At 37.9% G+C, this 13170-nt stretch carries 15 protein-coding genes; 8 read left to right on the plus strand and 7 right to left on the minus strand.

Annotated features, from left to right (window positions below):
- Positions 1–74: 74 nt before the first annotated feature.
- Positions 75–485 (minus strand): VOC family protein, encoded by a 411-nt coding sequence (locus tag QNH48_RS16450; protein ID WP_283951144.1) that lies wholly within the window; start codon positions 483–485, stop codon positions 75–77.
- 426 nt (positions 486–911) lie between these two features.
- On the minus strand, positions 912–1202 hold the full coding sequence (locus tag QNH48_RS16455) for a hypothetical protein (RefSeq protein ID WP_283951145.1): 291 nt from the start codon (positions 1200–1202) through the stop codon (positions 912–914).
- 190 nt (positions 1203–1392) lie between these two features.
- Between QNH48_RS16455 and treP the strand changes: the two genes are divergently transcribed.
- The 3 genes from treP to treR all read left to right on the plus strand — a co-directional run bounded on the left by treP (position 1393) and on the right by treR (position 5290).
- The gene (gene treP, locus QNH48_RS16460) at positions 1393–2817 is read left to right on the plus strand and encodes a PTS system trehalose-specific EIIBC component (protein WP_283951146.1); all 1425 of its coding nucleotides are present in this window, start codon (positions 1393–1395) and stop codon (positions 2815–2817) included.
- A gap of 76 nt (positions 2818–2893) precedes the next feature.
- Positions 2894–4561: an alpha,alpha-phosphotrehalase gene (gene treC, locus QNH48_RS16465; RefSeq protein ID WP_283951147.1), complete on the plus strand. Its 1668-nt coding sequence runs from the start codon at positions 2894–2896 to the stop codon at positions 4559–4561.
- A 12-nt stretch (positions 4562–4573) separates the two neighbouring features.
- Positions 4574–5290 (plus strand): trehalose operon repressor, encoded by a 717-nt coding sequence (gene treR / locus QNH48_RS16470; RefSeq protein WP_283951148.1) that lies wholly within the window; start codon positions 4574–4576, stop codon positions 5288–5290.
- A 29-nt stretch (positions 5291–5319) separates the two neighbouring features.
- Here the strand turns inward: treR and QNH48_RS16475 are convergent, their stop codons facing one another.
- On the minus strand, positions 5320–5913 hold the full coding sequence (locus QNH48_RS16475; protein WP_283951149.1) for a class I SAM-dependent methyltransferase: 594 nt from the start codon (positions 5911–5913) through the stop codon (positions 5320–5322).
- A 185-nt stretch (positions 5914–6098) separates the two neighbouring features.
- Between QNH48_RS16475 and QNH48_RS16480 the strand changes: the two genes are divergently transcribed.
- From QNH48_RS16480 to QNH48_RS16490, 3 genes are all read left to right on the plus strand, one after another.
- Positions 6099–6290: an aspartyl-phosphate phosphatase Spo0E family protein gene (locus QNH48_RS16480; RefSeq protein ID WP_283951150.1), complete on the plus strand. Its 192-nt coding sequence runs from the start codon at positions 6099–6101 to the stop codon at positions 6288–6290.
- Between the two features lie 109 nt (positions 6291–6399).
- Positions 6400–7668 (plus strand): saccharopine dehydrogenase NADP-binding domain-containing protein, encoded by a 1269-nt coding sequence (locus QNH48_RS16485; RefSeq protein ID WP_283951151.1) that lies wholly within the window; start codon positions 6400–6402, stop codon positions 7666–7668.
- Between the two features lie 81 nt (positions 7669–7749).
- Positions 7750–8373 carry an RraA family protein gene (locus tag QNH48_RS16490; protein WP_481858423.1) on the plus strand — a complete coding sequence of 208 codons (624 nt, stop codon included), beginning with the start codon at positions 7750–7752 and terminating at the stop codon, positions 8371–8373.
- 239 nt (positions 8374–8612) lie between these two features.
- On the opposite strand, the gene QNH48_RS16495 is transcribed toward QNH48_RS16490, so the two are convergent.
- Positions 8613–8981: a c-type cytochrome gene (locus QNH48_RS16495; protein WP_283951153.1), complete on the minus strand. Its 369-nt coding sequence runs from the start codon at positions 8979–8981 to the stop codon at positions 8613–8615.
- 330 nt (positions 8982–9311) lie between these two features.
- On the opposite strand from QNH48_RS16495, the gene QNH48_RS16500 reads away from it, so the two are divergent.
- A complete protein-coding gene (locus tag QNH48_RS16500; protein ID WP_257009150.1) occupies positions 9312–9716 on the plus strand; it encodes a hypothetical protein in 405 nt (134 codons plus the stop codon).
- Between the two features lie 135 nt (positions 9717–9851).
- Positions 9852–10751, plus strand: a complete 900-nt coding sequence (locus QNH48_RS16505; protein WP_283951154.1) for an alpha/beta hydrolase — start codon at positions 9852–9854, stop codon at positions 10749–10751.
- Between the two features lie 74 nt (positions 10752–10825).
- Here QNH48_RS16505 and QNH48_RS16510 read toward each other — a convergent pair whose 3' ends face one another.
- The 3 genes from QNH48_RS16510 to QNH48_RS16520 form a co-directional block, all read right to left on the minus strand.
- A complete protein-coding gene (locus QNH48_RS16510) occupies positions 10826–12094 on the minus strand; it encodes a S8 family peptidase (RefSeq protein WP_283951155.1) in 1269 nt (422 codons plus the stop codon).
- Between the two features lie 194 nt (positions 12095–12288).
- Entirely contained in the window at positions 12289–12519 is a 231-nt protein-coding gene (locus QNH48_RS16515; RefSeq protein ID WP_283951156.1) for a hypothetical protein, read from the minus strand.
- Positions 12520–12606: 87 nt separating this feature from the next.
- Positions 12607–13068: a flavin reductase family protein gene (locus tag QNH48_RS16520; protein WP_133371519.1), complete on the minus strand. Its 462-nt coding sequence runs from the start codon at positions 13066–13068 to the stop codon at positions 12607–12609.
- Between the last annotated feature and the right edge of the window lie 102 nt (positions 13069–13170).

Below are 13170 nucleotides of genomic sequence, written 5' to 3' on the forward strand. Positions count from 1 at the left end.
TTAGAAAGTGGCCCCACCACTTTCTTTTTTTTTTTGCATTCAAAAAAGCACTCAAAAAAGTGCTTTTTTGAATGTTATGATTTTTGATAATTCAATTCCCAAATAATCCCGAAGGAATCCTGGACCCTTCCATATTTCGCACCCCAAAAAGTGTCCTCTAGCTCCATAAGCTGCTTGCCGCCTTTAGAAAGAGCATCGTATAGATTTTGAATTTCTTCATCACTCTCCGGCTCAAGTGTGAGCGAAATGTTAGACCCCACTACGACCGATTGACCTGGGAAGGTGTCCGAAAACATAATCGAAATGCCACCTTTTTTTAGCTGCGCATGCATGATTCGATCATCTGCTTCAGGTGGAGTTGGGTAATCTGCTTCACCAAATGTTTGAACTCCTGTAACTTCCGCACCTAATGCTTCCTTATAGAACTCCAATGCTTGTTTCGCATTCCCATTAAAAGATAAATATGGCGTAATTTGACCCTTCATAATAAACACTCTCCTAAAATTTTAAATAAGCAACAATATATTAGTTTTTCACAAAATAGATTTTTTAATCAAAATACAAAAAAATACCTTTGAACAGTTGTCAAAGGCAAAAGATGAGCTTAGTGGTCAAGGCTAAGCCCCAGTTTTAGGAGGTCTAAACTCAGAAGAATTTAAACAAGTAAAGCATAGCATTTTTTGAAAATTCTTTCAATAGTTTAAAGCGTTAAAGCTAAAAAGTTATGAACTTGTAATAATAGCTCCTATAAAAAGTAAATCATTACTTACTCTTTTATTTTGGCTCTGTTACACTTGGCTGTTGATTTGTGCTCCACAAAGGAATGCTTCTTCGAATAATCACCGCATGGACAGGCGGTCTCTGCCTGTTCCGAGGCGTTTCGCTTTCCGCAGGCGTTTCGGGAAGCCTGTCTAGCGGAAGCGCCTAGCCACTCGAGTCGCTTCGGTGCCAACGATGAAGTCAAAGAACGACTTCATCGTCAGGCCTTCCAGCGCTTGTCGGGGCTGTACAAGGTGCTTCCGCTTTTCCTGCTCCTCGGCGCTAAGAGATGAGCGGGTCTCCCCTGTCCCGTCCTCCTGCAGGACATTGATTTCATCCTCGATTCTGCCCACGCACGAAGAAAATGCGATAGCATTTTCAAGGAGTCTCGAGCCTTCCGCACAAATCAACAGAGTGCCAAAATCAATATTAAGCTTTAACATAGCAAATGGTTTTTAAAAATAATTAGTTGACAGTCTTGTATATACAAGTTAATATGTAAACGTAATCAAAAAACTTGTATATACATGCTTAGGGTTAAGGTGAAAACGTACACATGAACCTGTAGATACAAGGTAAAAATTAAATATATATAGAATTGGAGACTTCCAATTCCTACAGGGGGAAGAAATTATGACGAAGTTCAATGAGTCAGCGAAGGAACTGCTCGAACACGTTGGAGGTAAGGAAAACATTGCGGCCGTTACCCATTGTGTAACGAGAATGCGCTTTGTTTTAAATGATCCAAGCAAAGCAGATGTAACAAAAATTGAGGCTATTAAACCTGTAAAAGGAACTTTTACCCAAGCAGGACAATTCCAGGTAATCATTGGAAATGATGTTTCTACCTTCTACAATGATTTTGTTAAAGTAGCCGGAGTAAGTGAAACAACAAAAGATGAAGCAAAAGTTGCGGCAAAGCAAAATATGAACTGGCAGCAGCGAATGATTGCCCATCTAGCAGACATTTTCACACCATTAATTCCTGCCCTTGTTGTGGGTGGTTTAATACTAGGATTTAGAAATGTTATTGGTGATATTAAATTGCTTGAAGATGGGACGAAGACCATTGTTGAAGTTTCACAATTCTGGGCTGGTGTCCATGCATTTTTATGGCTGATTGGCGAAGCGGTATTCCACTTCCTTCCAGTTGGGATTACTTGGTCCATTGCTAGAAAGATGGGTGCTACACCTATCCTTGGTATCGTTCTTGGTATTACCTTGGTTTCTCCACAATTGCTTAATGCCTATGGCGTTGCTGGTGCAGAAGAAATTCCAACTTGGGATTTTGGTTTTGCTCAAATTGAAATGATTGGTTACCAAGCTCAAGTTATCCCTGCTATTTTAGCCGGATTTGTACTCTCTTTCTTAGAATTAAGACTTAGAAAAATTGTTCCAAATTCAATCTCGATGATTGTTGTTCCATTCTTAGCATTAATTCCAACTGTATTGATTGCACATATCGTTTTAGGTCCTATCGGTTGGACAATCGGTTCTTGGATTTCTGATGTTGTGTATTCAAGCTTAACTTCTGCATTTGGCTGGTTATTTGCTGCTATTTTCGGCTTTGCTTATGCACCGCTTGTTATCACTGGCTTACACCATATGACAAATGCGATTGACCTTCAATTAATGTCAGAGCTTGGCGGAACAAACCTATGGCCAATGATTGCATTATCAAATATTGCTCAAGGTTCAGCTGTACTAGCAATGATCTATATCAATCGTAGAAATGAAGAAGAAAAGCAAGTCTCCATTCCTGCAGCAATTTCTTGTTACCTAGGTGTTACAGAGCCTGCTATGTTCGGTATAAACTTAAAATACGGCTTCCCTTTCCTTGCAGCTATGATCGGTTCTCTCGTAGCAGCAGTTATTTCTGTAGGTAGTGACGTAATGGCTAACTCAATCGGTGTTGGCGGTCTTCCAGGATTCCTATCTATCCAGCCACAGCACATGATGATGTTTGCAATTGCTATGTTAGTTGCAATTGTAGTGCCATTTATTTTAACAATCATCTTTGCAAAAACAGGTATGAACAAATTTTCTTTTAAAAAGTAATACTCCAATTTAGGAGGGAGACCATCTCCCTCCTTTTCCATATTAGCGTCTCAAAAAATATAGGCAGGTGTGTATCATGTCAACATCATGGTGGAAAAAAGCAGTAGTATATCAAATATATCCGAAAAGCTTTAATGATACTTCCGGTAATGGTACCGGCGATATCCAAGGAATCATCGAAAAACTCGACTATTTAAAGGAGTTAGGTGTAGATGTTCTTTGGCTTACTCCGATTTATAAATCCCCGCAGCGTGATAATGGTTATGATATAAGCGACTATTACAACATTCAAGAAGAATATGGCACGATGGCTGACTTTGACAAGCTTCTTGCAGAAGCACATAAGCGCGGAATCAAAATCATTATGGATATTGTCATCAATCATACATCCACTGAACATGAGTGGTTCAAGCAAGCAAAATCCTCAAAAGACAATCCATACCGCGATTTTTATATTTGGAAGGATGGTAAAGACAGCCTCCCTCCTACCAACTGGGAATCAAAATTTGGCGGCTCAGCCTGGCAATGGGATGAAACTACTGGCCAGTACTACCTCCATTTATTCGATGTTACCCAGGCTGATTTAAACTGGGAAAACCCAAAGGTTCGTGAAGCATTATATGAAATGATGCATTTTTGGCTTAAAAAAGGTGTTGATGGCTTCAGGTTGGATGTTATCAATTTAATCTCTAAGGACCAACAGTTCTCTCAGGATGATAGTGATGGACGAAAATTTTATACCGACGGACCAAGAATTCATGAGTTCCTCCATGAGATGAATGAAAATGTATTTTCAAAATATGACATTATGACAGTTGGCGAAATGTCATCTACATCCATCGATAATTGCATTCGGTACACAAAACCAAGTGAAGAAGAGCTTAATATGACGTTCAGCTTTCATCATTTAAAAGTGGATTATCCTAATGGGGACAAATGGACAAAAGCGGAATTTGACTTTCAAGCTTTGAAAAATATTCTGTCAGAATGGCAGGTTGAAATGAATGAAGGCGGCGGCTGGAATGCCCTCTTCTGGTGCAACCATGATCAGCCACGTGCGGTCTCAAGGTTTGGGGATGATCAACAGTACCACAAAGAATCAGCAAAAATGCTTGCGACGACTCTCCATATGATGCAAGGAACTCCTTATATCTACCAAGGGGAAGAATTCGGGATGACGAATCCGAAGTTCGACCAGATTGAAAAATACCGAGATGTGGAGTCACGTAATATCTTTGAAATTAAGAAAAATGAGGGGATGTCGGAAAACGAAATTATCGAGATTTTAAAGCAAAAATCACGGGATAATTCTCGTACTCCAGTCCAATGGAATAAGAGTGAACATGCTGGTTTTACTACCGGCACTCCGTGGATTCATACTGCGGCAAATTATAAGGAAATTAATGCTGAAACCGCAATTAAGGATTCAAATTCTATTTTTTATCACTATCAAGAACTCATTCGCTTACGAAAAGAGTATGATGTCATCACGGACGGTGATTATGAATTGATTTCTGAAGACGATAAATCTATTTTTGCTTTTGTTCGAAAAACGGAAAAAGAGATGCTCTTAGTTATAAATAATTTTTATGGAAAAGAAACAGCTTATGCGCTCCCAGTGAAGTTAGACATTGATGCTTTGTCAAAAACTGTGTTACTCTCAAATTATGAGGACTCTGCTCCACTAGAAAAAGATATACAATTACGACCATATGAGTCCATTGTTTATCACTTGAAAAAATAATGGGAGATTCTTATGACAAATAAGTACCAAATCATCTTTAATACGATAGTGGATCAAATTAAAGGCGGGGAAATCCCGCCGAACTCCCTTCTCCCCTCTGAAAATGAACTGAAGGAACAGTACGATACATCTAGAGAAACGATTAGGAAAGCGTTAAATCTCCTTGCTCAAAATGGTTATATCCAAAAAGTCAGGGGAAAAGGTTCGATTGTCATTGATATTAATAAGTTTGATTTTCCGGTTTCAGGCCTGGTGAGCTTTAAGGAACTCGCAGACAAAATGGAAAAAAAGCCACGAACGATTGTCAATGAATTATCATTAATTATCAAGCCTGACGCCTATCTGAAGCAGCAGCTTCAGCTTTCCGGTAAAGATCAAGTATGGAAGGTTGTTCGTACGCGGGAAATTGGCGGCAAGAAAATCATTCTTGATAAAGATTATCTAGCGGCTAAATTTGTTCCATCTATTACAGAGGAAATTTGTGCGGATTCTATTTATGCCTACTTGGAGAATGAACTAAATTTGAAAATTAGTTTTGCAAAAAAGGAAATTGTCGTAGAAGAACCAACTGCGGAAGATCGTACGTTTTTAGACCTCGATGGTTTTCATAATATTGTCGTCATCAAAAACTATGTTTACTTAGAGGATGCCAGCCTTTTTCAATATACGGAATCCCGGCATCGCCCAGATAAATTCAGATTTGTTGACTTTGCCCGCAGAACAAACTAAAAAACCTCAAAGCGATTTGAGGTTTTTCCTTATTGATTATTTCTTAACACTGCCACAGCAAAGAGATCTTTATAAAAATGTTCTACTCTCTCTATCTTCAAACCCTGATTTGTAAATTCCCCTAATGTCTCTCTATCCAAGCAACAGCCATCACAAACTTTTTTCCAAAAAGGCGTTAAACTTTCCTGCATTTTACTTAGCGCGGCATTTTCCATTTTTACGTGTTCAAACAGAAGGACTTTCCCATCTGGTTTACAAACTCTTTTTAACTCATTAATAGCCTTTTCAACATTTGGGATTGTACAAAATACCAATGTTGCCACTACAGTATCAAATGTACGATCCTCAAAGGGCAGGCTCTCTGCGCTTGCTTTAACGATTTCTATCGGAACTACAGCTGCTTTCTGTTTTGTTAAGGATCGGTCAATCATAGGCTGACTTGGTTCGATGGCGATAACTTTATCAACATTGTGATACAGTGGAAAATTAATTCCAGTCCCTGAACCAAGTTCAAGCACCTTCCCACTCGCACCTTTTAGCAACTCATTCCGAATCCTCTTAAACTTTCTTTGTTCCAAGGGTCTCATAAAAAAATCATACCATTTTGCAAATTTACTACTCAAAATTTTCAACTCCAAATATATAATCCTATTTGCCTAAATCTAGTATTAATCATGATAAAAATCCTATGATATGTGAGAAGTTTCACTGTTTAATTAGTACTTTTTTCTTATACTATTGATATATTGTATATATTTAACATCATTACAATTATATGTGTAATTATATTAAAACTGGAAGTGATAGTATGACACCCATACAACTATGCCCATTACAATTAAAAAATCAAATTGAGATACTTAGAGAAGAAATGGTCATGATTGGTTTAAATGAAGGATTATGCAGTGAAAAAACGATTAAGGTCAGTCAAAAGCTTGATCATTTTATAGCTATTTACATCTCAATTGATCATCATTTAAATGATATAAACGGCATTTAAGGTAAAGTACCCTGTATTCCACCTTAATTATTGTTGTTTTAAGATAATAATCCAATCCATTTCCATCCTTTTAACATATTTTAATAAAAAATATGGACGAGGTGTTGAAATGAAAGATCTCCAAACCGTTATATCCATCTTCGGAAGTGCTGGAGGGGTTGCAAAATCTGTTCTTTCCATTTTAAATCAATCTGTACGGAATGATAAAGATCCGATTCATCAAATCATTATTAATAGTACCATTCACTTAATAGATTATAAACAAAAGGAAGCTCTGTACTATCAAAATTTATTTCCGAATTTAACACAAAAGGTGGTCTACCACCAATTTGACCTAAAGGATAAGGAACAGTTGATGAACCATTTAACAAAAACTAATACAAGTATTGTTATTGATGTTTCATGGGCTGATACTGTTGATATGCTTCAATGCTGTGATGCGCTTGGTATCAAATATGTTAATTCTGCTCTGGAAAATACGTTTATCGATGATAATGAAGTACAGTTTAAAGGTTTTCCATTGATTGAAAGAATTCGCTACTTCGAAAAACACAAGGATTCCTTTAAAAATACAAATGCGATTGTATGCTCGGGAATGAATCCGGGCGTGGTGCAATGGATGGCGTTTGAACTTATGAATCAAAATTCGAACGAAAAACCACTTGGCTGCTACATCGTCGAACATGATACCTCTTTTTTCAAGGATAAGTCACAGGCCAAAAAAGACGTAATTTATACTACTTGGTCTCCGGAATGCTTCCTAGATGAAGCCATTTTATGTTACCCCATGTTCATGAAGAATCGTACTCCGCTTTTTCTATATGATGATGTCTACAATATCGAATTCCAAGTAACTTTAGGGAAAAAGCAATTTTTCGGTTGTTTAATGCCGCATGAAGAAGTCTACACGCTTGGTAAATTATATGATATGGAAAGCGCTTTTTTGTACAAGGTGAATGACCATACCACAAAAATTATACGCAGCCATTTGGATGACACAGATGTTTTGTGGGACTTTGAAATGAAAGTTCTTGACCCCTTTGAGGCTCCGCTTGCTGGTAAGGACCTCGTTGGTTTATTGATGGTTTATCAGGACAAAGAGCGTTATATTTATAATGTTTTGGAAAATGAAAGAATCTTTGCTCAATATAAAACAAACGCCACCTACTTCCAGGTTGCTTGCGGTATTTATGCTGCCCTATCCGTCCTTCTGCTCGATCAAATTCCTAAAGGCGTTTACTACGTGGACGAGCTATTACTAAAAACAAACAATCATTATGGGCAATACTTGACCTGCTATATGAAGGATTTTGTAGTTGGTGAAAATAATAAAACCGATGGACTACTCTTAAACCGAATGAGAGAATTTAGTGATTAATAAAGCTTGGAGAAAATTCTCCAAGCTTTTCCTTAGTTAACCAATTATAATTAATACAGGAAGAATATCTATGAGAGGAGAATGATTTTGGAAAATATTATTAAGGAGTTTCTTTGTGTTCCAACCACTTGTATATCAGATGCCATGGATGGGTTGAATAATTTTCATCCGGCTATTAAACCACTTAAGGAAGAGTACAAAGTTGCCGGTAGAGCTTTCACCGTAAAGATTCCTGTTGGTGAAAATCTCTCGGTCCTAGAAGCTATTTCTAAGTCAAAACCTGGTGATATTTTAGTTGTGGATGTAAAGGGTGACCAATATAGAGCGATTGCTGGAGATTTTGTTGTGGGTATGGCACAAACATTGGGTATTGGCGGTTTAGTAGTGGATGGTGTAATACGTGATATCGTAGGAGTTAAAGCGCTTAATTTCCCTGTATTCTCAAGGGGAACGACAGTTGCTGCAAGTAGTAAAGCTGGCGTTGGTGAAGTGAATGTACCGATTTCATGTGGTGGTGTTCCAGTAAATCCTGGGGACATCATTATAGGAGATGCAGATGGAGTGGTTGTGATTCCTCAAGCAAGGGAACAAGAGATTTTGGCTAATTCCATAGAGAAAATGAAAAAAGATGAAATCAGAGAAGAAAGTATTTCCGGAAATCCTGAAGCTATACGGAAACATCTAGATCAATTACTCTCAAAATAAGAATTACTTTTTAAATACCCTAAATAGCTTACCAATCCAGTGGATAAATTTCCCCACCCATCGAATAACACCGTGAAAGAGTACTTCTACAATGAAACTAATAATTATATCAAATAAAATGTGCATCCAGGAATCCATCCTATAAAGTTTCTTACAGACTATTCTGCACATTTTTCCTTTCTTTATGTTAAAAAGGTATTGGTTCTGTTACAAACCAATACCTTTACTTGTAATCTATTTTATTTTTGATCCCATAAATAGTCTACTACTGCTTGATATTCATCTTGTGATAAAGAACCAGGAGCACTTTTCGGCATATTCTTTCCGACAAATGCTAGGAGATCTTCTTTTGTTTTAAAGTCAGTACGAATTTTTGCTCCATCAATCTTTGCTTGCCCTCCAGTGATATCACCAGAACTGTGACACGTGATGCAGCTCTTTTGAAATACCTCATTCCCTGCTAGAGATGTTGATGCTGGGTCCTCTGCAGTATCAGAGCCCTCGTTTCCGCTTGAATCTTCACTGCCAGCTGTTTCTTCCGTTGCTGGTTCCTCATTTGTTGTCTTGTCATCATTACCACAAGCGGCCAATAGCGCTAGTAGAAACATAAAAAATACAATACCCAAAAACTTCTTCAAGCTAACACCTCTATTCATTTTTTATAGCATTACCCATAATATTGGAGTCAAAAAGCCTATGTAGTGCAATATTCATATAATGGGCAAAACCTACCTTCATCTTATTTTCAGAAATCCCCGTTTATACCTATGAAACGGGAATATTGGAATAAAAATAAGCTTGATTTCTCAAGCCCCTCCTCCTATATTTTGGAACGTCATAAATAGTACTTAACTAAAAATATTGTAGATGGTTTATCGTAATAATTCCTTATCAAAGCTAATACATTAGAATATACGTTCGATGAGGAGGAGAGGCTCTTGGGTAAACAGAATGATTCCTTCATAACAGATGAAATGTTGGTTAAATATTATGAGCTTAGTAAAAAGAAAAAGGAAATCGAGTTGGAAATGAATGAATTAAAAGACACTTTTCATGATTACTTTAATAAACTAGTCGGTCCTAATAATAAAGCCGAAGTTACGATAAATGGCTATAAGCTGCAGCGGCAAATGAGGAAAATTGAAAAATATAATGAAGAAGTAACGGTAAAAAGGTTAGAGGAATTACAGATGACCGACCTCGTTCAAGTGGTAAAGAAACCGGATGATGCCAAAATTAAATCTGCACTTCAACTAGGGTTGTTAGATGAAAAGAATCTAGAGGGCTGTATTGTCACCTCCTATTCCCCTGCCATTTCAGTCAAAACATTAACTCCGAGATAATAAGAAAGGCCATTAGCCATTTACTATGGTTAATGGCCTTTCTTATTGGAAAAGTTGTTAAATATTGGAGGGATTTTTTGAATGATAGCGAACTAATAATATGTAAAAATAATATTTTAATAGGAGGAAAAAGAAATGCCAAGTCTAGAAAGTATTGCGGTAAGACAATATTTAAAGGCTTATGCTGCATCTCAACCTGCAGGCTTTAATCTTGAAGCATCAAGAAAAGGATTGGAAATGTTAGCAAGCTTAACCCCTATTGCACTGGATGTAAAAGCAGAGAAAACCACAGTTGAAGGGATTCCAGCAGAATGGGTGTCAGCTCCAAACGCTGTAGAAGATCGAGTTTTCCTTTATTTACACGGTGGTGCCTATATTCTTGGCAATTGTAACACTCATAGAGGCATTGCAGCTAAGCTTTCCCGCTCAACGTCTTCGAGGGTATTATTGCCTGAATACAGGCTTGCTCCAGAAAATCCATTTCCAGCTGCCATTGAAGATGCAGTTCAAGCCTATCGCTGGTTAGTTTCCTCTGGGTATAAACCGGAACAAATCATTATTGGCGGTGACTCTGCTGGAGGCGGCCTTACTTTATCAACATTACTATCATTAAAAGAAGCTGGGGATGAACTTCCTGCTTTGACCGTGCTTATTTCTCCTTGGACGGATTTGGGAGGTACAGGAGAATCTATGGAAACACGTGCTGATGCGGATCCATGGTTAAAACCAGAAGCTTCACGTGCAACTCCAGTCTTATATATTGGTGACTTAGATCGACGTACTCCCCTCGTTTCACCAATTTACGCTAACTTAGAAGGCCTTCCTCCGATGTTGGTACACGTTGGAAATGATGAGATACTTTTAAGTGACTCTGTCCGCCTTGTTGATCGTGCTCGTGCGGCAGGTGTGGAAGTAAGCTTTAAAGTTTGGGAGGATTTGTGGCATGTATTTCACACATTTGAAATACCAGAAGCAAATCAGGCTATTGATGAAATTGGTGAATTTGTAAACCAAAAATTTAAGGTTAATGTATAAAAAGGATTTTCCCAATAAATTTATATAAAAGAAGAAAAAGCCATCTATATTTTTAGATGGCTTCCTCCCTAGTATTATCTTACTCTTGCAAAACCAAATCCTGAAGCGTAGTCATCTCCTGTTGCAGCTCCGAATCCCCCCTTAATATCGTATAATTTAGCTCTTCTTTGTAACTCAGAACGAAGCTGTGTATTTGACCATGATAAATTAGATGACCAAATTTTTGCTGCTAGCCCTGATACATGAGGAGTAGCCATTGAGGTCCCACTAATCGTATTGTAGTTTCCGTCGTACCAAGTAGATTGAATGTCTTTACCAGGGGCTGAGATTTCTACATCTCTTTCGTGGATGACAAAATCACCATCAGTTGATGGGTTTCCACGAGATGAGAAATCGGCTACACGATAAGTTCCATTTTGTTGAACATTTTCTAAAGCTGCTACAGCTACTGCATTCTTTAATGCTCCTGGATATCCAATGGTATTAGCAGCATATCCATCGTTACCAGCAGCGGCAACCACAAGCGTTCCCTTGCTATATGCATAATCTACTGCACTAGCAATCATCGTATCCTTACCTGCAGAACCTAATGACATAGATATAATAACCTTTGAGCCAGTTCTAACAGCTTCATCGGCAGCATGACGAATCGCTCCAGCAATATCATCTGAGTATCCAGATCCACTGTCACTTAATACCTTATATGCCCAAAGCTTTGCTTGTGGTGCAACCCCGTAAATCCCTAAACCATCAGATGCTCCGTGTGCAAGTGCAGATCCTGCCACATGTGTACCGTGTCCGTTTCGATCCGTACAAGTTCCATTTACAAGCGCTGACGAGGATTGGGTAAAGTCTTTACATTGTTCACCGCTTCCTACTAAATCATAATGATTAATATAAACGCCAGTATCTAAAACGGCAATTTTAATTCCCGCTCCACCTGATGTACTTGTAATATTTGGATCATTGTAAATAGCTTGCATACCCCACGGTGTCCGGTCACTTGGCAGGGATGTAATTGCGGTTGTACCGATTGTATTTTTTAAAGCGCTTTCAATTCGATCTAATTGAACTTCTAGTACTTTTTCAATTGTTAGGTTCTTATTTTTTAATAGTGCTTGATATTGCTTCGCATTCACGGTAGTAGAATACCCATCAGATCCAAAATCCCATCGAACACCAGTACTTCCTTTTGCTTTTACTTTATCAGAATTTGGTCCGTTAATAATGACCCGGTAAGTTTCTTTTGAGTCTGTGACCTCACCATAAGCTGCTGAGGCAAATAGAGAAACTCCCATTGTTATTGCTAGTAATGCGGAGGCAATCCTTTTTTTCTTTTTCATCTTATTTCCCCTCTCGATTTTTTTTATGTACAGCTTTTTTTGCGGCTGTAATATTGAGTTTATTTAGAAATTTCTAAATAATCAATACTCCACTCGCTATAGAGAGTTGGGAAATAAATTGGGGTAATTGCTCATACTTTAGTCCCTCTTGATACAAAAAAAACCTCCAATATATTGAAGGTCTCTTCATCGTTTTAAGATGTGTAAGATTGAACTAAAATGGCTAAAACAAATACAGATAGAAAAATGCTAATATATCCACGGCGTTTTTGTCCGTTTTTAAGCTCGTCTATCCCGCCGACCAAAATAAAGGCACTCAATCCAAGCATCATGAAAGGCTGTGCCACGAAGTTTTTTGTCAGTAATCCAAATCCAGCTAATAATAAAACAACAATTCCTAATGCAATTCTTATCTTTTTTAACAAGGTATATCCCTCCTATTCCTATTGTACAATACTGTACAAGAAGCACAATTAGAAAAAGCTGCCATGTGACAGCTTTCTCAAAGTAAGTTATTCTTCTAACTTGCGATATTGGCCTCCGAAATATAATAACGGATCCCCTTCGTTCACCTTTAGATCAGTAACCTCACCGATAAATAAAATGTGGTCCCCTGCCTCAACTTCGTTGTAAAGGTTGCAAGTCAGGTTCGCAAGTGCGCCCTGGATAACAGGTAATTCGCCAAATTGTTCAAAGTTATAAGGAGTTTCCTCTTTGATTTGCCCGGCAAAACGCATGGATTCTGTTTGTTGTTGAGCGGATAAGAAGCTTACCGCAAACTTTTTAGATTTTTGGATAAGAGGTAACATTCTTGCTCTTTTATCAATTGATACAAGGATTAGTTTAGGACTTAACGAGACAGATACGAAAGCATTCGCTGTCATTCCATGTGCTTCACCATCAATTTCAGTTGAAACCACGGTTATCCCCGTCGCAAATTTCCCCATTGCATTTCGAAAAAAACGATCATCCATTTCTCAACACCCCTATTCTTTCTTACGAACCTCTGATTGCGCATCTAATAAGCTAGTAACTTATAAACGAACATTCTTTCTTAATCTTATTATCTTTGATAT

It is taken from the genome of Neobacillus sp. YX16 (genome assembly GCF_030123505.1).
Lineage (GTDB): Bacteria > Bacillota > Bacilli > Bacillales > Cytobacillaceae > Neobacillus.

Coding starts and splice junctions, on each gene's coding strand:
- QNH48_RS16450 (WP_283951144.1), bottom strand. CDS start 485: ATGAAGGGTCAAATTACGCCATATTTATCTTTTAATGGGAATGCGAAA.
- QNH48_RS16455 (WP_283951145.1), bottom strand. CDS start 1,202: ATGTTAAAGCTTAATATTGATTTTGGCACTCTGTTGATTTGTGCGGAA.
- treP (WP_283951146.1), top strand. CDS start 1,393: ATGACGAAGTTCAATGAGTCAGCGAAGGAACTGCTCGAACACGTTGGA.
- treC (WP_283951147.1), top strand. CDS start 2,894: ATGTCAACATCATGGTGGAAAAAAGCAGTAGTATATCAAATATATCCG.
- treR (WP_283951148.1), top strand. CDS start 4,574: ATGACAAATAAGTACCAAATCATCTTTAATACGATAGTGGATCAAATT.
- QNH48_RS16480 (WP_283951150.1), top strand. CDS start 6,099: ATGACACCCATACAACTATGCCCATTACAATTAAAAAATCAAATTGAG.
- QNH48_RS16485 (WP_283951151.1), top strand. CDS start 6,400: ATGAAAGATCTCCAAACCGTTATATCCATCTTCGGAAGTGCTGGAGGG.
- QNH48_RS16490 (WP_481858423.1), top strand. CDS start 7,750: ATGATTTTGGAAAATATTATTAAGGAGTTTCTTTGTGTTCCAACCACT.
- QNH48_RS16495 (WP_283951153.1), bottom strand. CDS start 8,981: ATGTTTCTACTAGCGCTATTGGCCGCTTGTGGTAATGATGACAAGACA.
- QNH48_RS16505 (WP_283951154.1), top strand. CDS start 9,852: ATGCCAAGTCTAGAAAGTATTGCGGTAAGACAATATTTAAAGGCTTAT.
- QNH48_RS16510 (WP_283951155.1), bottom strand. CDS start 12,094: ATGAAAAAGAAAAAAAGGATTGCCTCCGCATTACTAGCAATAACAATG.
- QNH48_RS16520 (WP_133371519.1), bottom strand. CDS start 13,068: ATGGATGATCGTTTTTTTCGAAATGCAATGGGGAAATTTGCGACGGGG.